17 protein-coding genes and 3 tRNA genes are annotated in these 19,926 nt (G+C 73.0%); 7 read left to right on the top strand and 13 right to left on the bottom strand.

Going from position 1 to position 19,926, the window contains the following annotated elements:
* Positions 1-16: 16 nt before the first annotated feature.
* The 5 genes from ACQRWP_RS01365 to ACQRWP_RS01345 all read right to left on the bottom strand — a co-directional run bounded on the left by ACQRWP_RS01365 (position 17) and on the right by ACQRWP_RS01345 (position 5,072).
* A complete protein-coding gene (locus ACQRWP_RS01365; protein ID WP_430500455.1) occupies positions 17-1,066 on the bottom strand; it encodes an ROK family protein in 1,050 nt (349 codons plus the stop codon).
* A 183-nt stretch (positions 1,067-1,249) separates the two neighbouring features.
* The gene (locus ACQRWP_RS01360; protein WP_430500454.1) at positions 1,250-2,035 is read right to left on the bottom strand and encodes a putative protein N(5)-glutamine methyltransferase; all 786 of its coding nucleotides are present in this window, start codon (positions 2,033-2,035) and stop codon (positions 1,250-1,252) included.
* A gap of 8 nt (positions 2,036-2,043) precedes the next feature.
* Positions 2,044-3,162, bottom strand: coding sequence for a cystathionine gamma-lyase (locus ACQRWP_RS01355; RefSeq protein WP_430500453.1), 1,119 nt, complete (start codon positions 3,160-3,162; stop codon positions 2,044-2,046).
* 8 nt (positions 3,163-3,170) lie between these two features.
* Positions 3,171-4,178 (bottom strand): NAD(P)H-dependent glycerol-3-phosphate dehydrogenase, encoded by a 1,008-nt coding sequence (locus tag ACQRWP_RS01350; RefSeq protein WP_328650593.1) that lies wholly within the window; start codon positions 4,176-4,178, stop codon positions 3,171-3,173.
* A 156-nt stretch (positions 4,179-4,334) separates the two neighbouring features.
* Positions 4,335-5,072, bottom strand: a complete 738-nt coding sequence (locus ACQRWP_RS01345; RefSeq protein WP_430500452.1) for a lysophospholipid acyltransferase family protein — start codon at positions 5,070-5,072, stop codon at positions 4,335-4,337.
* Between the two features lie 128 nt (positions 5,073-5,200).
* On the opposite strand from ACQRWP_RS01345, the gene cofC reads away from it, so the two are divergent.
* From cofC to ACQRWP_RS01320, 5 genes are all read left to right on the top strand, one after another.
* A complete protein-coding gene (gene cofC, locus ACQRWP_RS01340; protein WP_430500451.1) occupies positions 5,201-5,845 on the top strand; it encodes a 2-phospho-L-lactate guanylyltransferase in 645 nt (214 codons plus the stop codon).
* A gap of 59 nt (positions 5,846-5,904) precedes the next feature.
* Complete coding sequence (locus tag ACQRWP_RS01335) at positions 5,905-6,102, top strand: cold-shock protein (RefSeq protein ID WP_030335323.1); 198 nt, start codon at positions 5,905-5,907, stop codon at positions 6,100-6,102.
* Between the two features lie 291 nt (positions 6,103-6,393).
* Entirely contained in the window at positions 6,394-8,520 is a 2,127-nt protein-coding gene (locus tag ACQRWP_RS01330; protein ID WP_430503381.1) for an RNA degradosome polyphosphate kinase, read from the top strand.
* A gap of 24 nt (positions 8,521-8,544) precedes the next feature.
* Complete coding sequence (locus ACQRWP_RS01325; protein WP_430500450.1) at positions 8,545-10,065, top strand: CHAD domain-containing protein; 1,521 nt, start codon at positions 8,545-8,547, stop codon at positions 10,063-10,065.
* Complete coding sequence (locus tag ACQRWP_RS01320; RefSeq protein WP_430500449.1) at positions 10,053-10,931, top strand: NUDIX hydrolase; 879 nt, start codon at positions 10,053-10,055, stop codon at positions 10,929-10,931. The genes ACQRWP_RS01325 and ACQRWP_RS01320 overlap by 13 nt, the downstream gene beginning before the upstream one ends.
* 28 nt (positions 10,932-10,959) lie before the next feature.
* On the opposite strand, the gene ACQRWP_RS01315 is transcribed toward ACQRWP_RS01320, so the two are convergent.
* From ACQRWP_RS01315 to leuC, 4 genes are all read right to left on the bottom strand, one after another.
* Positions 10,960-12,876: an endonuclease/exonuclease/phosphatase family protein gene (locus ACQRWP_RS01315; RefSeq protein WP_430500448.1), complete on the bottom strand. Its 1,917-nt coding sequence runs from the start codon at positions 12,874-12,876 to the stop codon at positions 10,960-10,962.
* 162 nt (positions 12,877-13,038) lie between these two features.
* A complete protein-coding gene (locus ACQRWP_RS01310) occupies positions 13,039-13,722 on the bottom strand; it encodes an HU family DNA-binding protein (RefSeq protein WP_430500447.1) in 684 nt (227 codons plus the stop codon).
* Between the two features lie 172 nt (positions 13,723-13,894).
* On the bottom strand, positions 13,895-14,482 hold the full coding sequence (gene leuD / locus ACQRWP_RS01305) for a 3-isopropylmalate dehydratase small subunit (RefSeq protein WP_196921481.1): 588 nt from the start codon (positions 14,480-14,482) through the stop codon (positions 13,895-13,897).
* Between the two features lie 14 nt (positions 14,483-14,496).
* Positions 14,497-15,942 (bottom strand): 3-isopropylmalate dehydratase large subunit, encoded by a 1,446-nt coding sequence (gene leuC, locus ACQRWP_RS01300; protein ID WP_430500446.1) that lies wholly within the window; start codon positions 15,940-15,942, stop codon positions 14,497-14,499.
* Positions 15,943-15,991: 49 nt separating this feature from the next.
* Here leuC and ACQRWP_RS01295 point away from each other — a divergent pair, with 49 nt between their 5' ends.
* Complete coding sequence (locus tag ACQRWP_RS01295; RefSeq protein WP_007456408.1) at positions 15,992-16,678, top strand: IclR family transcriptional regulator; 687 nt, start codon at positions 15,992-15,994, stop codon at positions 16,676-16,678.
* A 170-nt stretch (positions 16,679-16,848) separates the two neighbouring features.
* On the opposite strand, the gene ACQRWP_RS01290 is transcribed toward ACQRWP_RS01295, so the two are convergent.
* The 4 genes from ACQRWP_RS01290 to ACQRWP_RS01275 form a co-directional block, all read right to left on the bottom strand.
* Positions 16,849-16,921: transfer RNA gene (locus tag ACQRWP_RS01290), tRNA-Glu, on the bottom strand.
* A 174-nt stretch (positions 16,922-17,095) separates the two neighbouring features.
* Positions 17,096-17,168: transfer RNA gene (locus tag ACQRWP_RS01285), tRNA-Glu, on the bottom strand.
* A gap of 134 nt (positions 17,169-17,302) precedes the next feature.
* A tRNA-Gln gene (locus ACQRWP_RS01280) sits at positions 17,303-17,374 on the bottom strand.
* Positions 17,375-17,482: 108 nt separating this feature from the next.
* On the bottom strand, positions 17,483-18,286 hold the full coding sequence (locus tag ACQRWP_RS01275; protein ID WP_410820681.1) for a fumarylacetoacetate hydrolase family protein: 804 nt from the start codon (positions 18,284-18,286) through the stop codon (positions 17,483-17,485).
* 174 nt (positions 18,287-18,460) lie between these two features.
* Between ACQRWP_RS01275 and ACQRWP_RS01270 the strand changes: the two genes are divergently transcribed.
* Positions 18,461-19,924, top strand: a complete 1,464-nt coding sequence (locus ACQRWP_RS01270) for a hypothetical protein (protein ID WP_430500445.1) — start codon at positions 18,461-18,463, stop codon at positions 19,922-19,924.
* Positions 19,925-19,926 lie beyond the last annotated feature (2 nt).

The raw sequence follows: 19,926 nt of genomic DNA, 5'->3' as shown, positions 1-19,926 counted from the left end.
CGAGGCCCGCGCCGGCTCAGGCAACCAGCGGGCGGGGCTCCGGAACGGCGCGTAGCGCCTCCAGCGCGGCGATCGCGACGCCTCGGGCACCGGCCATGTCCCGGTCCGGTACCAGGGCGAAGGTGGCCAACGCCGCCTGCTCCTCGCGGAGCACTGTGTGCTCGCGAACCGTCGCCAGGAACCAGTCGCGGAACTCCGGTGCCGCCTCCACCACCCCGCCGCCGACGAAGTACGCGTGCGGGTCGGTGAAGTTCGCGGCCACGGTGAACAGCCGCCCCAACGCCATCGCCTGCTGGGTGAAGAGGTCCCGCGCGAGGGCGTCCTCGCGCTCGCCGTACCCCCGGACCAGCTTGGCCGCCCGGGCCACCGGCTCGGCGGCGAGCGGGTGGTCGGGGTACCGGGTCAGCCAGTACGGCAGCAGGTTGCGTTCGATGCCGGTCAGCGAGGCGACGCTCTCGACATCCCCGGTGAAGCCGCAGGCGCAGGTGGGCTCCGGCTGACCCGGGCCGAGCAGCCCGCCCAGCGGGATGTGCACGTGGCCCAACTCCCCCGCCATCCCGGCCGCACCGGCGATCACCCGACCGCTCTCGACCACACCGCCGCCCAGGCCGGTGCCGACGATCGCGGACACCGACGAGCGGTTCATAGCGTCGGCGCCGAAGTGGACGTGGTGCGCGTAGAGCGCGGCCGCGTTGCCGTCGTTGTGATAGATCACCGGAAGGCCGAGCCGTCGCTCCAGCGCACCTCGCACGTCGAAGCCGCGCCAGGCCGGCTGGGAGAAGTTGGTGGAGCCCCGCGACGAGATGACGCCATCGGCGCTGGCCGGGCCGGGAGTGTCCAGCCCGACCGCCTGGACCAGGTCGCGCGGCACGCCGGTCTGCGCCAGGGCACCGTCCAGCGCCTGGGCCAACGCCTCGATCGCCGCCTCCGGCCCGGATCGCACCTCGCTGGGGATCTCCAACAGCCCGTCCACCAGGAAGCGGCCGTCCACCGTCAGCACTGTGGCGTTGTTGCTGGTGCCGCCGTTGTCCAGCCCGACGACCACCGGCACCCCTGCGCTGCCCACCGAAACCGCCTCCCGCCGTCATGAGTGTGAGCCGAGGCTAGTGCCAACCCCCCTCCCCCGCCATGCCCGGGCGGCCCCACCCTCCCCGCGATCTTGCACTTGCTGTCCCGACACAAGGGGCATCCCCCTCATCCCGACAACCGAAACTGCAAGATCGCGGGGGTCGGGGTGGGGTGGGGTGGGTTAGAGGCGGCGGGCGAAGACCGCTGTGGCCTCTAGGTCTTCGTTGTGGCGCACGGTTGGTGCCAGGCCGGCTGCTTGGAATGCCTCGCAGAGGGCTTCTACCTGGGTGGTGCCGGCTTCGACCACCAGGTGACCGCCGGGGGTCAGCCACCCGGCGGCGTCGGCACCGACCCGGCGCAACACGGAGAGCCCGTCCGGGCCGCCGTCGAGCGCCACCGGGGCCTCGTGCAGTCGCGCCTCCGGCGGCATCAGCGCGACCGCGTCGGTCGGCACGTACGGGGCGTTGGCGACCACCAGGTCCAGCCGACCCCGCCACTTCTCGGGCAGCGGCGCGAAGAGGTCGCCCTCGTACACCTCGACGTTCAAACCGACGACGTTGCGGCGCGCACACGCCACGGCCGCCGGGTCGATGTCGGCGGCGGCCAGCCAGCGCGGCGCGAGCCGGTGCGCCAGCGCGACGGTGGTGGCCCCGGAGCCGCAGCACAGGTCGACCACGGCCGGCGCCGCGCCGGTCAGTTCGGCCGCCACCTCGACCAGCAGGGCGGTCCGGGCCCGGGGCACGAAGACGCCGTCGTCGACGGCTATCCGCAGGCCGCAGAACTCCGCCCAGCCGAGCAGGTACTCCAACGGTTCGCCGGCCACCCGACGGTCGGTCAGGTCGGCCAACGCCGCCGGGCTGCGCGCGGCGGCCAGCAGCAGCTCGGCCTCGTCCTCGGCGTAGACGCAACCGGCGGCCCGCAACCGGCCCACCAGGGCGGCCCGGTCGGTGGCGGAAGGAAGCGCCATGGGAGACGTCAAACCGATCCCGCCGCATCCAACGCGGCGGCGACGTCGGCCACCAGGTCTGCGGTGTCCTCCACGCCGCAGGAGAGCCGGACGAAGCCGGGAGCGGTGTCGTCGCCCCACTGCGCCCGCCGGTCCGCCGTGGTGTGCAGGCCACCGAAGGAGGTCGCCGCCGCCACCAGCCGGGCGGCCTCGACGAATCGGCCCACCCGATCGGCGTCGCCCAGGTCGAACGAGAGCACCCCCGGTATCCGGCGCATCTGCGCCGAGGCCACCGGGTACGCCGGGTCGTCCGGCCGCCCCGGCCACCGCAGGCCGGTCACGTCCGACCGGCCGGCGAGCAGGTCGACGACCGCGGCGGCGTTCGCGCTCTGCCGCGCCAGCCGCAGGTCGAGAGTGGCCAGTGACCGGTGGGCCAGCCAGGCGTCGAACGCGCCCGGAACCGCCCCGGTGGTGGTACGCCAGGTCGTCACCGCGTCGATCAGCTCGGCGGACCGGCTGGCCAGGTAGCCCAGCAGCAGGTCGGAGTGGCCGGTGAGCGCCTTCGTGCCGGAGGCGACCACCAGGTCGGCGCCGAGATCCAGCGGACGCTGACCGAGCGGGGTGGCCGTGGTGTTGTCCACCGCGAGCAGCGCGCCGGCGGCGTGCGCCCGCTCGGCCAGGGCCGCCACGTCGACCACGTCGAGACCCGGGTTGGCGGGCGTCTCCACCAACACCAGCCGGACGCCCTCGAACGACGGGTACGGCCCGACGGTCGGCACGAACAGCACCCGGACGCCGATCGCCTCCAGCACACCGGTGGCGAACGCCCGGACCGGGAAGTATCCGTCGGTGGGGAGCACCACGGTGTCCCCCGGCCGCAGCAGGGTGAGCAGCAGGCCGGTGATGGCCGCCTGACCGGTCGCGAAGACCCGGCAGTCACCACCCTCCAGCTCGCCCACCGCCGCCTCCAGCAGCCGCCGGGTCGGGTTGTCGGGGCGGCCGTAGCCGTTCGGCGACGTGCCCTGACCCTCGAACGGGTCGAGGTGGTACGGCGCGGCGAAGACCGGCCCGGGTAGGAACGGGTCTCCCGGTGCCGGCTCGGGCAGGCCAGCGCGTACGCAGCGGGTGCCGTCTCCCCACTCGCTCATCGGGTTCCTCACTCGTACGACTCGGGTTTGGCGGTGCGGCTCATCAGGGTCTCCACGGCGAGGCGAGGGTCCATCCCCTCGTGGCAGATCCGCTCGACGTGCTCGGTGATCGGCATCTCCACGCCGTGCGCCCGGGCCAGGTCGCGGATCGCCAGGCAGCTCTTCACGCCCTCGGCGGTCTGCCGGGTGGCGGTCTGGGCCTGCTCCAGCGTCTCGCCCCGGCCCAGATGCTCGCCGAAGGTACGGTTGCGGGCCAGCGGGGACGAGCAGGACGCGACCAGGTCGCCCATGCCGGCGAGGCCGGCGAAGGTGATCGGGTCCGCGCCGAGCGCCACGCCCAGTCGGGCCGTCTCGGCCAGCCCACGGGTCATCAGCATGGCCCGGGTGTTGTCGCCGAAACCCATCGCGGTGGCGATGCCGTACGACAGGGCGATCACGTTCTTGACCGCCCCGCCCAGCTCACAGCCGATCACGTCGTCGTTGGTGTAGGGGCGCAGGTACGGCGTCCGGATCGACGACTGGACGAGCGTGGCGCGGGCGCTGTTCGTCCCGGCGACCACTGTCGCGGCGGGCTGCTCGGCGGCGATCTCCGGGGCCAGGTTCGGGCCGGACACGACGACCACCCGGTCCGCGGCGACCCCGGCGGTCTCCACGATGACCTCGCTCATCCGCTTGGTGGTGCCCAGCTCGATGCCCTTCATCAGCGACACCAGGGTGGAATCCGGGTGCAGGTGCCCGGCCCATTCGGCGAGGTTGCCGCGCAGGGTCTGCGACGGCACGGCCAGCACCACCACCTCGGCGCCGGTGATCGCCTCGGCGGCGTCGGCGGTGGCGGTGACGCGGGCCGGCAGCAGCAGGTCGGGCAGGTACTCCGGGTTGCGGCGCTCGGTCCGGATGCTCTCGGCGACCGGCGCCCGGCGGGCCCACACCGTCACGTCCCGCCCCGCGTCCGCGAGGATCTTGGCGAACGCGGTGCCCCAGGAACCGGCACCGAGCACCGCGACGTGACCGTTCATGCCACCGCTCCGCTTCGCTTCGCGGCGGCCTGAACGGCACCACTGCCGAGCCCGACGATTCTCTCGCTTCGCTCGCTCATGCCACCGCTCCGCTTCGCTTCGCGGCGGCCTGAACGGCACCACTGCCGAGCCCGACGATTCTCTCGCTTCGCTCGCTCATGCCGCGTCGTCCCGCTGCTCGCGGCCGGCGGAGGACCGGACCGGTCGCTCCCACAGTGGCGGCGGGGTACCGCCACGGATCTCGGCGAGCATGTCCCGCAGCCGCAACATGATGGTGTCCGTCATCTCCTCGAGGGTGGCCCGGGTCGGCTGGGCGTCCGCCCACCGGCTCAGGTCGATCGGCTCCCCGGCGGCAACGGTCACCGGGATCCGGGGGCGCAGGCTGACACGGGTCGTCCGCGGGTCGAAGATCCGTTCCGGCCCCCACATCACCACCGGTACGACCGGGGCGCCGGTGGCCAGGGCCAGCCGGGCCGCACCGGTCTTGGCCTTCATCGGCCAGAGCTCCGGCTGTCGCGTGGTGGTGCCCTCAGGGTAGATCACGACCGCGCCGCCCTCGTCGAGCGCGGCGACCAGTGCGTCCAGCGAGCGGACGGCGTCCGCGCTGCCCCGCTCGACCGCGATCTGCCGGCACCGGTGCAGGATCCAGCCGACCACCGGCACCCGGAACACGCTGGCCTTGCCCAGGTACTGCGGCCAGCGCCCGGAGTCGTAGATGAAGTGCGCGGACACCAGCGGGTCGGCGTGGGAGATGTGGTTCGCCACGATGATCACGCCGCCGTCGCCGTGGAGGTGCTCCTGACCACGCCAGGTGCGCCGGGTCCAGACGGTCATCACCGGCTTCACCAGCCACACGGCGAACCGTTGCCAGAACCCCAGCCTCCGCCGTGCCACTGTGCCTCCTCTTCGCGCCCCAACCCCGTCGCGAAATCCCGCCCGCGACGCCCGCAGCGGAAATCATGCCTGCTCGCCCCCGGTACGGCCAGCGAGGGGCCCGCCGTCCGGCTGGCAGGATTGCGGACGTGACTCAGCCGAGGTGGGCCGTGGTGGTGCCGGTGAAGCGGCTGGCCGTGGCCAAGAGCCGGCTGCGGGGGGCGCTGCCCGGCGTACCGCATGAGGAGTTGGCGCTGGCCCTGGCGGCCGACACGCTCCGCGCGGTGCTGGCCTGCCCGGCGGTCGCCGAGGCCCTGGTGGTGACCGACGACCCCCGGGTGGCGGCAGCGGCGCGCGCCGCCGGCGCGCGGGTCCTGCCGGACGAGGCGGACGCCGGCCTGAACGCCGCGTTCCGGCACGGAGCGGCCGGGGCCACCGCCGGGTGGGTGGCCGGGATCACCGCGGATGTGCCGGCGCTGCGCCCGGCCGAGTTGGCCGGCGCGCTGCTCGCAGCGCAGCACGGCCGACCCGGGGTACGCCGGTTCCTGCCGGACGCGCCCGGCGGGGGCACGGTGCTGCTCACCGCCGGGCCGGGTGTGCCGCTGGATCCGCGCTTCGGGGTGGGCTCGGCGGTCGCCCATGCGGCGAGCGGGGCACTGCCGCTCGACGGCGACTGGCCCAGCCTGCGCCGGGACGTGGACACCGCCGCGGACCTGACCGCCGCCGCCCGGCTCGGGCTGGGGCCGCGCACGGCCGCACTGGTGGCCGCCGGTCGCCCCGCCCGCGCCGGCTGAACCGCCCCGGTGGGCTCAGCCCGCGCCACGGGCTGAACCTCCGGGTGTACGGTGCCAGCATGCAGGGCACGGTGGCCAGCTACGACGCGGCGACGCGCAGCGGTGTCCTGCTGCTCGACGACGGCACCGAGATGCGCTTTCCCGCCCGGGCCTTCGACGCCTCCGGGCTGCGGCTTCTCCGGCTCGGCCAGCGGGTTCGCATCGACACCGATCCCGACGGCGAGGTCGTCCGGGTGACATTGCCGACGATGATCTGACCCGTCGAGCCCAAGTTCATTTTGCGTTTACCGTAATCGGGTGATTATGAGCGGGTGAGCACCCCTCGCGAGCAACCGGCCCACCCGCCCGCCACCGACCTCCGCAACGGCTCCCGTACGCGCGGCACCGATGGGCGCTTCCGCCCGTCCCGCGCCGAACGTGCCGGTGCCGCCCGCGCCGACACGCTCGCCGACGACCCCGGCGCCGCCTCCTCCGGGCTGGACGAGGTCATCGACCCCGCCCCGAAGATCGAAGCGGACGGCCCGGCCGCCGGTGACGTCCACCCGGTCCTGCCGAACGACCTGCCGACCGGCGCCGCACCGGAGGACGACGACGAGCCCCCGGCGGCCCCGCCGCTGCCGGAGGACCGGTTCCTCAACCGGGAGCTGTCCTGGCTCGACTTCAACGCCCGGGTGCTCACCCTGGCCGAGGACCAGCGCACCCCGCTGCTGGAGCGGGCCAAGTTCCTGGCCATCTTCGCCAGCAATCTCGACGAGTTCTACATGGTGCGCATCGCCGGGCTGAAGCGGCGGCTCTCCGCCGGCCTGCCGGTGCGCGGCGGCGACCGGCTGCCCCTGCGTACGCAGTTGGAGCTGATCGCCGAGCGGACCGCCGCGCTGGGCGCCCGGCACGCCGCCTGCTTCGTCGACGACGTGCTGCCCAAGCTGGCCGACGAGGGCATCCGCATACTGCGCTGGGGCGAGCTGGGCGACGGCGAACGGGAGCGGCTGCGCACCTACTTCCGGGAGCACATCTTCCCGGTGCTGACCCCGCTCGCGGTGGACCCGGCGCACCCGTTCCCGTACATCTCGGGGCGGTCGCTGAACCTGGCGGTGGCGGTTCGTGACCCGGACGGCGGTTCGGAGCTGTTCGCCCGGGTGAAGGTGCCCAACAACGTCCCCCGCTTCGTCCGGGTGGACCGGGACCAGCCGGGCGTCCGGATGTTGCCGGTGGAGGACCTGATCTCGGTGCACCTGGGGCAGCTGTTCAGTGGCATGCAGGTGGTCGAGTGCCACCTGTTCCGGGTCACCCGCAACGCCGAGGTGGAGGTCGACGAGGACCGCGACGAGGATCTGCTCCAGGCCCTGGAGCGGGAGCTGGCCCGACGGCGGTTCGGCCCCCCGGTCCGGCTGGAGGTCGCCGCGTCCATCTCCGACCACATGTTGGAGCTGCTCGTCCGCGAACTGGACATGGACGACCAGGACGTGCTGCGGGTGCCGGGCCTGCTCGACCTGTCCGCGCTGTGGCAGGTCTACGGCGAGGCGGACCGGCCGGACCTGAAGGACCCGCCGTTCGTGCCAGCCACCCATCCCCGGCTCGCCGAGGGCGAGGTGCCGCGCAGCGTCTTCGCCACCCTGCGCGACGGGGACATCCTGGTGCACCACCCGTACCACTCGTTCGCCACCAGCGTGCAGCGCTTCATCGAGCAGGCCGCCGCCGACCCGAACGTGCTGGCCATCAAGCAGACCCTCTACCGGACCAGCGGCGACTTCCCGATCGTCGACGCGCTCGTCGACGCGGCCGCCGCTGGCAAGCAGGTGGTGGTGCTGGTGGAGGTGAAGGCCCGCTTCGACGAGGTGGCCAACATCGGCTGGGCCCGCACGCTGGAACGCGCCGGCTGCCACGTGGTGTACGGCCTGGTCGGCTTGAAGACGCACTGCAAGACCGCGCTGGTGGTCCGGCAGGAGGGCAACCAGATCCGTCGCTACTGCCACATCGGCACCGGCAACTACCACCCGAAGACGGCCCGACTGTACGAGGACTTCGGCATGCTCACCGCCGACCCGGAGATCGGCGCCGACCTCACCGACCTGTTCAACGTGCTCACCGGGTACAGCCGGCAGACCGCGTTTCGGCGATTGCTGGTCGCCCCGCAGGGCATCCGCAGCGGCCTCATCGAGCGGATCGAGCGGGAGATCTCGCACGTCCGCCTGGGCATGCCCGGCCTGGTCCAGTTCAAGGTCAACTCCCTGGTCGACGAGGGGGTGACCGACGCGCTGTACCGCGCCTCCCAGGCCGGCGTACACGTCGACCTGCTCATCCGGGGCATGTGCACGCTGCGCCCCGGGGTGCCGGGGTTGTCGGAGAACATCCGGGTCCGCTCGATCCTCGGCCGCTTCCTGGAGCACTCCCGGGTGTTCCGGTTCGGCAACAACGGCGAGGCCGAGTTCTGGATGGGCTCGGCCGACCTCATGCACCGCAACCTGGACCGTCGGGTGGAGGCGCTGGTGCAGGTGAGCGACCCGATCGCCCGCGCCGAGCTGGACCACGTGCTGACCGCCGCGATGAGCCCCGAAGTGGACGCGTTCGAGCTGGCCGGCGACGGCACCTGGACCCGGCGGACCGGTGGTGACAACGCCGCCCGGGCCCATCTGCAGGAACTGCTGCTGCGCCGCGTCGGTGGCACGGCCAGCTGACCGCGCAGCGCATAGGCTGAGCTGATGGTCGAGGAGGAGCAGAAGTACGAGGTGGACGACTCCTACGTGCTGCCGGACCTGGCCGGCACAGCCCCGGCCGGCGGTCGGGTCCGGGCACTGCCACCGGTGACGTTGGTCGCCCGCTACCTCGACACGGTGGACTTGCGGCTGGCCCGGGCCGGTGCCTCGCTGCGCCACCGCCGGGGCGACGAGCTGCCCTGGACGGTGAAACTACCGACCGGGACGCCGGGCGTCCGGCACGAGATCTCCCGTCCCGGGCCGAAGGGGCAGCCGCCGTCGGAGCTGGTGGAGTTGGTCACCGTCCTGCACCGGGGGGCGCCGCTGGCCCCGGTGACGGTGGTCCGGACGGTGCGGCACGCGTACGAGGTGTGTGACCGGGCCGGCACTGTGCTCGCCGAGGTGGTGGACGACCGGGTGACAGTGCTCGACGACGCCGGCAGCACCACCGATACCTTCCGCGAGGTGGAGGTGGAGCTGATGGCCGGCGACCGGAAGCTGCTCGACCGGGTCGGCGGGGTGCTGCGCGAGGCTGGCGCCCAGGGCGGGTCGTTCACGCCGAAGCACGTACGGGCGCTGGGCGCGACGGCGCAGGCCGATCCGGACCTGGTCGCGCCGGCCGGGTTGACCGCCGAGCCGAGCGCCGGTGACGTGGTGACCGAGGCGCTACGCAAGGAGATCCGTCGGCTGTTGGCGCACGACCCGCTGGTCCGGCTGCGCGCCCCGGCCGCCGGTGGCGACACCGCCGTGCACCAGATGCGGGTGGCCTGTCGACGCCTGCGCAGTGATCTGCGCACCTTCAAACCGTTGGTCCGCAAGACCTGGTCCCGTCCGCTGCGCGACGAGCTCCGCTGGCTGGCCGGAGTTCTCGGCGGGGCTCGCGACGCCGAGGTGCTGCGCGCGCGGCTGCGCCGCACCGCCGATGCCGATTCGCTCAGCCCGCTGGACCAGGGCGCGGTGGACAGGCTCGACGAGGTGCTCGCCGAACGGCAACGGCAGGCGCTCACCGCCATCGACGAGATGCTGCGCTCCGCGCGCTACCTGGCCCTGGTGGACTCCCTGGTGCTGGCCGCCCGCGCACCCCGGTTCACCCGCCGCGCGGCAGCCCCCGCCGCGCAGGCGCTACCCGCGCTGGTGGCCCGCCCCTGGCGACGGTTGACCGGGCCGGACGGCGTCGGCGGGCTCGACGCGCAGTCGCCGGACGAGCGCTGGCACGCCGTCCGCAAGGAGGGCAAGCAGGCCCGGTACGCGGTCAACGCGGTGGCCCCCACGGTCGGCAAGGGCGCGCGCCGGCTGTCCCGCGCCCTCGCCCGGGTGCAGGACGTGCTCGGCGAGCACCAGGACGCGGCGGTGGCGGCGGACACCTGGCTGGAGATCGCCGCCGAGCGACCGGACGACCACGAGCTGGCGGTCACCGCCGGGCGGCTGGCCGAGCGGGAACGCCTGTCGGTACGCCAAATGCGGGGTCTGCTCCCGGCCGCCTGGCACCGGGCCACCCGGCGACGGCGTACCAATTGGCTGCCGTGACGGGCATCCGGGCGGCGGGCGGGGTGGCCTGGCGACCGACCGACGACGGCGTACGCGTCTGTGTGGTGCACCGCCCCCGCTACGGCGACTGGACGCTGCCGAAGGGCAAGCTGGAACCGGGCGAGCATGCGCTGGCCGCGGCGGTCCGTGAGGTGGCCGAGGAGGCCGACGTGCGGGGCGTGCCGCAGGTGCGGCTGCCGTCGGTGCGGTACCGCAGCGAGGGGCAGCCCAAACTGGTCGACTACTGGTCGATGCTCGCGGTGGCCAGCGGCGGTTTCCAGCCGGACACCGAGGTGGACGACATCCGCTGGCTCGCGGTGGACGACGCGATCCGCTTGGTCAGCTACCCGCACGACGTCGAGGTGTTGGCAGCGTTCGCCGCCCTGCCGTCGGTGACGGCGACGGTCGCGCTGGTCCGGCACGCGCAAGCCGGTAAGCGGGCCACCTGGTCCGGCCCCGACGTCGGACGACCTCTGGATGCCAAGGGGTGGGCCCAGGCGAGCACGCTGGCCGAGCTGATCGCCCTGATCCGGCCGGCCCGGCTGGTGTCGGCGTCGCCGCGACGGTGCGTGCAGACACTCGACCCGGCCGCCGCGTTGCTCGACCTGCCGATCGAGGTCTGCGGCGACCTGGACGAGCCACAACCCGGCCAGCAGAGCGACGAGCAGATCCTGGCCACCGCCGCCCGGCTGCTGGAGCTGGCCGGCACCGGTGGGCAGTCGGCGGTGTGCAGCCAGGGCAAGGTCCTGCCGGGGGCCCTGGAGCGGCTGACCGGCCGCACCGATGAGGACTTCACCACCCCGAAGGGCGGCGGCTGGCTGCTGGCCTTCGCCGCCGACCGGCTGCTGGCCGCCGATCGCCTGTAGGGCCCGCGTTCGCACGGGCCCGGCCTGGTCAGCGGGGCGGCAGGGTCACTGTCACCGCGACCGGCAGGTGGTCGCTGGCAGTGCTGCGCGGCGCGACCGGATCACTCGGGGTCAGGCCGGGCGAGACGAAGATGTGGTCGATCTGCTGGCGCGGGTCGTCCGCCGGGCTGGTCGCCAGCGGTCGGGCGGCGGCCAACGCGTCGACCAGGCCGGCGTTGGCGAACTCCGCGAACGCCTCGTCGCCCGGCTCGGTGTTCAGGTCACCCGCCACCACCAACGGCCGACCGGCCGCGTACCGGGTGGCGAAGTCGGCGACCGCGCGGGCCTGGACCACCGGGCCCTTGCCCGGCGGCGGTTGCAGGTGGGTGCTGACCACTGCGGTACGGACACCGTCACCGAGGTCCAGCGTGACGGCCAGGGCCTGCGCCCCGGTGGGCGCGCCGACGGCGGCCAGCGGCAGGGTCCGCGGATCGCGCACCGGCCAACGGCTGAGCACCGCGTCACCCCAGACCGGGTCGGCGGCCGGCCCGAAGACGTACGGCATACCGAGCCGGTCGGACAACAGGTCCAGGGTGTCGTGCCCGCCGTTGAGCAGCCAGGCCCGGTCCACCTCGCTGAGCAGCACCACGTCGGGCCGTTGCCGGTCGACGACCTCGGCGAGGCCGGCCAGGTCGAACCGGCCGTCCAGCCCGAACCCCATCCGGATGTTGTACGCCACCACTGTCAACCGCTGCGGCGGGCCGTCCCGGTTGCTGGCCACCGGCACCTCGTCGGCGAGCACCGGTGCCAGCAGGGCCAGCGCGGTGACGGCGGCGGCGGCCCGGAGCGGCGGAAACGGCCCGGGCAGCCGGTGGACGACGGGGCGGGCGGTGAACGCCACGGCGGCGATCAGCACGGCCACCACCACGGGCACCGCCGCGTTGGGGTAGCCGAGGTCGTAGGCCGAGTAGTACCCGACCGCCCCCAGTGCGAAGACGAGCATCCCGGCGGCGACCGCGTACCCCCGCCGCGAGGCGCCGGCGCCGGCGCTCGCGGTGTCGCTGGCCGGCTGGCTGGTGTCGTCGGTCAGGGCCAGGCAGGCGCCGAGGCCGACCGCGGCGAGGAGGATGGCCGGCAGGAGCAGGTCGCCCCGGTCGAGGGCGAACAGCACCGCGCCGCCGAGCAGCGTCACCGGGCCGTACGCCCGGCCCCACCCACGGGGCGGCCGGGTCAACGCGGCGCACAGGAACCCGGCGACCGCCACCGGCACCGGCGCCAGGCCGAACAGCGGCGAACGGGCCACCCCATCCCCGGCGACGAGGTACGACATCCCGGTCCGGGCCAGTGCCGGGTTGAGCGCCACCATTCCGGCCAGCAGCAGCGCCGGCCCGGCCAGCAGCCAGGCTCGGCCCCCACCAGGGCCGACTGGGGCGTCAGCGAGGGCGTCAGCGCTGAGCTGGCCGGGTTGCGCCGTGCCGACCAGGAACAACGCCACCGCGACGGCGCTGAGCAGCCAGGCCACCCAGTCGCCCCGCCAGACCAGGTCGACGGTGTCCAGTACCGCGTGCAGGGCCGCGTTGACCGCGAACCCCAACGCCAGCCCCGGGACCGGGCGGTCGGTGTCGGCGGCGACGCCGACCAGCCAGACCAGCCCGGCGAGCAACCCGGCGGTGGCCAACCAGAGCTGCGTACGTCCGCCGGGAGCGGCGGTGAGCGCGAGCCGGGCGACGGCGAGCGCGACAGCGGCGACGACAGTGACCGGGCGGGCTCCGACGCGGCGGACCACGGCGGGTGCGCCCATCGCGAGCACGAACCAGCCGAGGGCGAACGCCCCCATCAGCTCGGCCGGGGTGGACGCCGCCTGACCGAAGATGGTGATGATGCCGGGCAGCCAGACCCGCAGCACGTCGATGAGGAGGAGCACGCCCAGCGCGAGCGTGCCGGTGGTGAGCTGGCGGTAGCGCACCGGCGCCCCATTTCCCGTCGACGGGCCGGCGGAGGGGTGGCCGGCACGGCGATTCTGCGCGAGCGAGCCAACCGGGTCAACGGTCCTCATACACCGGAAAGCCGTCCCGGTACGCCGAAAGGGCGCCCACCCACGGGTGGACGCCCTCGCGGTACCGGTCGGTCAGCGCTTGCTGGCCGCCTTCTTCGCCGGAGCCTTCTTCGCCGGCGCCTTCTTGGCCGCCGTGCTCTTGCTCGCCGCCGCGGTGGTCTTCTTCGCCGCGGTCGACCGGGTCGCGGCGGTGGTCTTCTTCGCCGCGGTGGTCTTCTTGCTGGCGGCCGTCTTGGTCGCCGTGGTGGTCTTGCTCGCCTTGGCCGGGGCGGTCTTCTTGCTGGCGGCCGTCTTGGTCGCCGTGGTGGTCTTGCTCGCCTTGGCCGGGGCGGTCTTCTTGCTGGCCGCCTTCGCCGTGGTCGCCTTGGTGCCCGCCGCCTTCGCGGTGGCCGCCTTGGTGCCGGTCGCCTTCGTGCCCGCCGCCTTGGCCGTGGCGGTGCTGGTGGCGGCCTTCTTGGTCGCCACCGTGGCCTTGGGCACCTTGCCGCTAGCCACCATTTCCTTGAACCCGGCGCCGGGGCGGAAGGTCGGGACTGACGTCTTCTTGACCTTCACCGCCTCGCCGGTACGCGGGTTGCGCGCTGTTCGCGCGCCACGCACACGCTTTTCGAATGCTCCGAATCCGGTGATCGCCACCTTCTCGCCCTTGGTGACCGCCGCCTGGACCTCGGTGAGGACCGCGTCGAGCGCGGCCGTCGCCATCTTCCGGTCCCCCAGGCGAACAGCGAGCGCCTCGATGAGCTCGGCCTTGTTCACGACTTCCTCCCGATTGTGCAACTGACTCGTCGCGAGCCATTCTGCGCGCACGGTATGCCCTGTGCTGCCGGGACACAAACATTCGGTAGAAAAAAGCCCTTGTGTCGTAACGGATTCACCCCCATCGGATGGCCCGATGGGGGTGAAATCCGCTGTGCGAGCGGCCTAACGGCTATGCCACGGAGGGCAGGAACGGCAGTCGGCGCGCCTCGTAGGAGTCGATGTCGGCGGCGTGGCGGAGGGTGAGTCCAATGTCGTCGAGGCCTTCCAGGAGCCGCCAACGGCTGAAGTCGTCCAGCGGGAACGACCAGCTCGCGTCCCCCGCCCGGAGCTGGCGGGCGGTCAGGTCGACGGTCACTGGGGTGGTGGGATCCGCCTCGATCAGGTCCCACAACTCTTCGACGGCTTTCAATTCCAACTCGACCGGCAACAGACCTTCCTTGAGGGCGTTGCCGCGGAAGATGTCACCGAAGCGCGGGGCCACCACGGCGCGGAAACCCCAGTCCCGTAGCGCCCAGACGGCGTGCTCCCGGGAGGAGCCGGTGCCGAACTCCGGGCCGGCGATGAGGATCGACGCCCCGGAATAGTTTTCATCGTTGAGCACGAATGCCGGATCTTCCCGCCAGGCGCTGAACAGCCCGTCGGCGAAGCCGGTCCGGGTCACCCGCTTGAGGTACACGGCGGGGATGATCTGGTCGGTGTCCACGTTGGACCGGCGCAGCGGCACGGCGGTGCCGGTGTGGGTGGTGAACTTGTCCATCTCGTCGGTCCCTTCTACAGGTCGGCGGGGGCGGCCAGCCGGCCGACCACGGCGGTGGCGGCGGCCACCGGCGGGGAGACCAGGTGGGTACGCCCGCCCCGGCCCTGACGGCCCTCGAAGTTGCGGTTCGAGGTGGAGGCGGAGCGCTCGCCCGGCTTCAGCGTGTCGGGGTTCATCCCCAGACACATGGAGCAGCCGGCGAACCGCCACTCGGCCCCGGCGTCGGCGAAGACCTTGTCCAGCCCCTCGGCCTCGGCGGCCTCGCGCACGGCGGCGGAGCCGGGCACCACGAGCATCCGGACGCCGTCGGCGACCCGGTGGCCACGCAGCACGTCGGCGGCGGCCCGCAGGTCCTCCAGGCGGCCGTTGGTGCAGGACCCCACGAAGACCACGTCGATGGGCAGCTCCCGCAGCGGGGTGCCGGGGCGCAGGTCCATGTACTCCAGGGCCCGACGGGCTGCGGTGCGCTCCGAGTCGGTGGTGAACTCCTCCGGGTCCGGCACCGGGGCGCTCAGCGGCGCACCCTGCCCGGGGTTGGTGCCCCAGGTCACGAACGGGGTGATCCGGCTGGCGTCCAGGGTCACCTCGGCGTCGAAGCGCGCGCCCTCGTCGGTGGGCAGCGTCCGCCACCACTCCACCGCCGCGTCCCAGTCCGCGCCCTGCGGCGCGTTCGGTCGACCCTTGAGGTACGCGAAGGTGGTCTCGTCCGGCGCGATCATGCCGGCCTTGGCGCCCCACTCGATGGACATGTTGGCGATGGTCATCCGCCCCTCCATGGAGAGGGCGCGGATCGCCTCGCCGCGGTACTCGACGATGTGCCCGCGACCCCCACCCGTGCCGACCTGCGTGATCAGCGCGAGCACCAGGTCCTTGGCGGTCACGCCGGGCGCGAGCCGGCCGGTGACGTTCACGGCCATCGTCTTCGGCCGGCTCTGCGGCAGCGTCTGGGTGGCCAGCACGTGCTCCACCTCGCTGGTGCCGATCCCGAAGGCGAGCGCGCCGAAGGCGCCGTGGGTGGCGGTGTGCGAGTCGCCACAGACGATCGTCAGGCCCGGCTGGGTGAGACCGAGCTGCGGGCCGATCACGTGCACGATGCCCTGGTTGTCGTCGCCCAGCGGGTGCAGCCGCACCCCGAACTCGGCGCAGTTGCGGCGCAACGTCTCGATCTGCGTACGCGACGTGGGGTCCGCGATGGTGAGCAGGTCACCACGGCGGAGGCGGAACGCCGGGTCGGCGTACCCGGTCGGGGTGTTGTGGTCCTCGGTCGCGAGGGTCAGGTCGGTACGACGCACCCGGCGCCCGGCGAGCCGCAGCCCGTCGAACGCCTGCGGGCTGGTCACCTCGTGCAGCAGGTGCAGGTCGATGAAGAGCAGGTCCGGCTCACCAGCGGCGGACCGTACGACGTGCGCGTCCCAGACCTTCTCGGCCAGGGTCCTCGGCTCAGGAGTGACTCCCACCATCTGGACATCCTAAATTCTGGGAGGTAAGTTTCGGCTTGTGGGACACAGTATGAGCGGTGTCGGCGTTCTCGACAAGGCGGTGGTCATCCTGGCCGCCTGCGTGGACGGCGCCAGCCTGGCCGAACTCGTCGAACGCACCAAGCTGCCTCGAGCGACAGCACATCGCCTGGCCCAGGCCCTGGAGATCCACCGAATGTTGGTGCGCGACACCCAGGGCAGATGGCGGCCCGGCCCCCGCCTGGGCGAGCTGGCCAACGCCGCACCGGACGTTCTGCTGACCGCCGCCGAGCCGCTGCTGGCCGCGCTGCGCGACGCCACCGGTGAGAGCGCGCAGCTCTACCTACGCCGCGCCGACGAGCGGATCTGCGTGGCGGCGGCGGAACGCGCCAGCGGGCTACGGGACACCGTTCCGGTCGGCTCGGTACTGCCGATGACGGCTGGCTCCGCAGCCCAGATCCTGCTCGCCTGGGAGCCACCGGAGGCCGTGATGCCGCTGCTGCCGCGCAGCAAGTTCACCGGCCGCACCCTCGCCGAGGTACGCCGCCGCGGCTGGGCGCAGAGCGTCGCCGAGCGGGAGGCCGGTGTGGCGAGCGTCTCCGCCCCGATCCGCGACCGCACCGGCCGGGTCATCGCCTCGGTCAGCATCTCCGGCCCGATCGAGCGCCTGGGCCGCCGCCCCGGCGAACGCCACGCCATGGCCGTAGTAAGAGCCGGCCAACGCCTGTCCGGCCTCTAACCCCGCTGCCCACCCCCGTCCAAACCCATTCTCTCTGCGTTGATCATGAGGTTAACGCCACCGGCATCGGCGTGTCGCGACGACAACCTCATGATCAACGCAGAGAAGCGGGAGACGGGGTGGGGTAACGAGAAAGGCTCATCTCGCGTAGCGAGATGAGCCTTTGGTTGTAGCCCCGACCGGATTCGAACCGGCGCTACCGCCTTGAGAGGGCGGCGTCCTGGGCCGCTAGACGACGGGGCCAGAACTTTCCGTTCACCACCCTCGCGGGCGGTGCGACTGTAGTCTAGCGGCACCGTACCCGGGCACGAGCGCGGGGTGCGCTGCCACCCGAGGGCCCGGCAGCGGGCCGTAACGGGCCCCGGCGGCGGACACGAAACAGCCCGCCTCACCAGGTGAGACGGGCTGTACACGCTGTAGCCCCGACCGGATTCGAACCGGCGCTACCGCCTTGAGAGGGCGGCGTCCTGGGCCGCTAGACGACGGGGCCAGAACAACTTTTGCTCCCCCACCTTAGTGGCGGAGGAGCTGCACTCTACCGAAGACCACCCTCCGCCCCCGAAGGGGCGGAGTCGAACTCCGTCAGAATCCAGCGTCTGGAAATTCTCGCGAACTCCAGCAGCGCTGGGGTACCAGGACTCGAACCTAGACTAACTGAACCAGAATCAGTCGGGCTGCCAATTACCCCATACCCCATTGGCCCCTTGCGGCGCCGGGAGTGAACTTTACCCTCCCGGTGCCGGCAGGCCAAATCCGATCCCCCCGAACCACCAGTGAGCTGCGGAAACAGGGGCATCAGACGGATCAGGCGACGGGAACCACCGGGTTGGTGAGCTCGCCGATGCCGTCGATCCGCACGGTGACCGTATCCCCCTCGACAAGCGGGCTAACCCCGGCTGGAGTGCCGGTGAGAACGACGTCGCCGGGCAGCAGAGTCATCACGTGCGAGATGTACGACACCAGGCCCGGCACGTCGAAGACCATGTCCTTCGTCCGGCCGAGTTGGCGTACCTCCATCTCCTCCGGGTTGCGACCCACCTCACACCGGATCTCCAGGTCGGAGACGTCCAGCCCGGTGGTGATCCACGGGCCGATCGGGCAGAACGAGTCGAAGCCCTTGGCCCGGGTCCACTGCCCGTCCGAACGCTGGAGGTCCCGAGCGGTGACGTCGTTGGCGCAGGTGTAGCCGAAGATGGCGCGTTCGGCGGCGGCGCGGTCGGCGCGGCGCGCACCCGGCGCCCCGATCACGACCGCCAGCTCCGCCTCGTGCTCGACCTGCTTGGAGAAGATCGGCAGTCGGATGGCGTCCCGGGGGCCGATCACCGAGGTGGACGGCTTGAGGAAGAGCAGCGGCTCCTTGGGCACCTCGTTGCCGAGCTCGGCGGCGTGGTCGGCGTAGTTGCGGCCGACGCAGACGACCTTGCTGGGCAGGATCGGCGAGAGCAGCCGGACGTCGGAGAGGGCCCATCGGGCCCCACTGAAGGAGAGATTGCCGAACGGGTGGCCCTCGATCTCGGCGATGGTCAGGGCCTGCGGCCCGGCCTCCGCTTCGCCTTCGACGGCACCGAACGACATTCCCTTGGCATGGGCGAAACGAGCGATACGCACCCGGCCAATCTAGCCCCGCCGGCGCCCCAACCGGCCAGGACCGGCGGTCGGGTGTGCTCAACCCGTCAGCGCGCGGCACCCTACCGGAGCTGGAGGTGACCGGGGCGGACTTCTCGACTTCGTACCCGCACGGAGGCGGCCCGCCCCTAGCGTCGGCTCCGGAGGTTCGTTCGTATGCCTGCATCGACACGACACCACAGAGCCCTCGCAGTGTTCGTGCACTGCCTCGGCATCCTCGCCGCCGTGCCGGCCCTGCCGACGGCGGCTCCGGAGGCGGCGGCCGCGCCACGACCACCGGCCGCGACGCCACAACCAACGGCTGCCGCGCCACGACCGCCGGCCGCGATGCCACAACCAACGGCGGCCGCGCCACCAGCACCGGCCGCCACACCAGCACCAGCGGGAACCCGGCCACCGGTGGCGATGGTCGCGCGCGTGACCGAGCCCACCCCGCCCTCGGCGCCACCGGCGATGGCACCGCCGACCCGGGCACCGGCGTCGGCGCCCCCGCAACAGGTCACGGTGGCGGTCGCCACGGAGAGCAGCCCGGCACCGAGGTACCGGATCCAGGTGCGCAACGTGAGCAACTCGCCGCTGGTGACCACCGTGCGTCAGGAACTGCCGCCCGGCTCGTCGACGACCGCGATCAGCGGTGGTGGCCAATCCACCCCGGCCGGCGGATCGGCCACCGAGGTGACCTGGCGGTTGCGGCTGCCCGCGCACAGCACCACCACCCTGGGCACCGCGCTCGCCGCGACCGCGCCGGGCCGGCCGCTGACCGCGCCGACCTGCGCGTTCACCAGTGACGGCAGCCGGCCGTACGACTGCGCCACGGCCACCTGGCAGGCGGCAGCGGCACCGGCGGCCGAGGTGACCGAGGCACCGCCGTGGCGCCGCTACCCGGCGCTGCTCGCCGGACTGGCGGTCCTGCTGCTGATCAGCGCCGCCCTGTTGTGGGTGTGGCGACGTCGGCGCGGGCGTCGGGTGACGGCTGCCGCGCTCTCCACCGGCGGCGGCGCCGAGGGGGGCCGCGGGACGGTCTACCCCCGCCCGGCGGCCCCGAGTCCGGTGCGGCGGCGGCGTACCCCGCCGGTCTGGATGTTGGTGGGCGCCGCCGTCGTGGTGCTGGCCGTCGTGGTCGGCACCGCGGGTTGGACGGCGACCCGGCAGGTAGCGGCGATCGACACGCAGAAGCAGCCCACCAGCGGCGCGTGGGTGGGCACCGGGGTCAACGGGTCGCTGGGCGTGCCGCTGCGTGAGTCGGCGTTCGAGTTCACCGTCTACCGGATGACCTGCGGCGCGCCCGGCACCGCCGGGAAGCCCGACGGCGGCGGTGCCGCACCGGCCAACGGGCGACGCTGCGAGGCAACCGTGGGTGTGCGCAACATCACCGGCGACCACCAGCCGTGGCACAGCGAACTGCAACGGGCGTACCTGCCCGGTGGGCGCTTCGTGAGCACCGACGAGTCGGCCACCCGGACGGCGAACCTGGGTCGGGACGTCTTCGCCGACCCGATGGCGGCGGGCACCCGGATGGTGCTCCCGCTGGTCTTCACCGTCGACGGGCGGGACCCGCCCCAGCAGCTGGAGCTGCGCAGCGGGGTGTTCTCCGCCGGGGTCCGGGTGCAGATGCCCTGACC

It is taken from the genome of Micromonospora trifolii, from assembly GCF_050516465.1.
In the GTDB taxonomy this organism is placed as follows: domain Bacteria; phylum Actinomycetota; class Actinomycetes; order Mycobacteriales; family Micromonosporaceae; genus Micromonospora; species Micromonospora trifolii.
The sequence above is the reverse complement of the archived record's forward strand: the minus strand, read 5'-3'. Positions and strand labels throughout refer to the sequence as shown.

Bases quoted from the DNA above. Each gene is read 5' to 3' on its own strand.
- leuD (WP_196921481.1), bottom strand. From the start codon at position 14,482: ATGGACAAGTTCACCACCCACACCGGCACCGCCGTGCCGCTGCGCCGG.
- ACQRWP_RS01270 (WP_430500445.1), top strand. From the start codon at position 18,461: ATGCCTGCATCGACACGACACCACAGAGCCCTCGCAGTGTTCGTGCAC.
- ACQRWP_RS01335 (WP_030335323.1), top strand. From the start codon at position 5,905: ATGCAGGGCACGGTGGCCAGCTACGACGCGGCGACGCGCAGCGGTGTC.
- ACQRWP_RS01295 (WP_007456408.1), top strand. From the start codon at position 15,992: ATGAGCGGTGTCGGCGTTCTCGACAAGGCGGTGGTCATCCTGGCCGCC.
- ACQRWP_RS01355 (WP_430500453.1), bottom strand. From the start codon at position 3,162: ATGAGCGAGTGGGGAGACGGCACCCGCTGCGTACGCGCTGGCCTGCCC.
- ACQRWP_RS01325 (WP_430500450.1), top strand. From the start codon at position 8,545: ATGGTCGAGGAGGAGCAGAAGTACGAGGTGGACGACTCCTACGTGCTG.
- ACQRWP_RS01360 (WP_430500454.1), bottom strand. From the start codon at position 2,035: ATGGCGCTTCCTTCCGCCACCGACCGGGCCGCCCTGGTGGGCCGGTTG.
- ACQRWP_RS01350 (WP_328650593.1), bottom strand. From the start codon at position 4,178: ATGAACGGTCACGTCGCGGTGCTCGGTGCCGGTTCCTGGGGCACCGCG.
- leuC (WP_430500446.1), bottom strand. From the start codon at position 15,942: ATGGTGGGAGTCACTCCTGAGCCGAGGACCCTGGCCGAGAAGGTCTGG.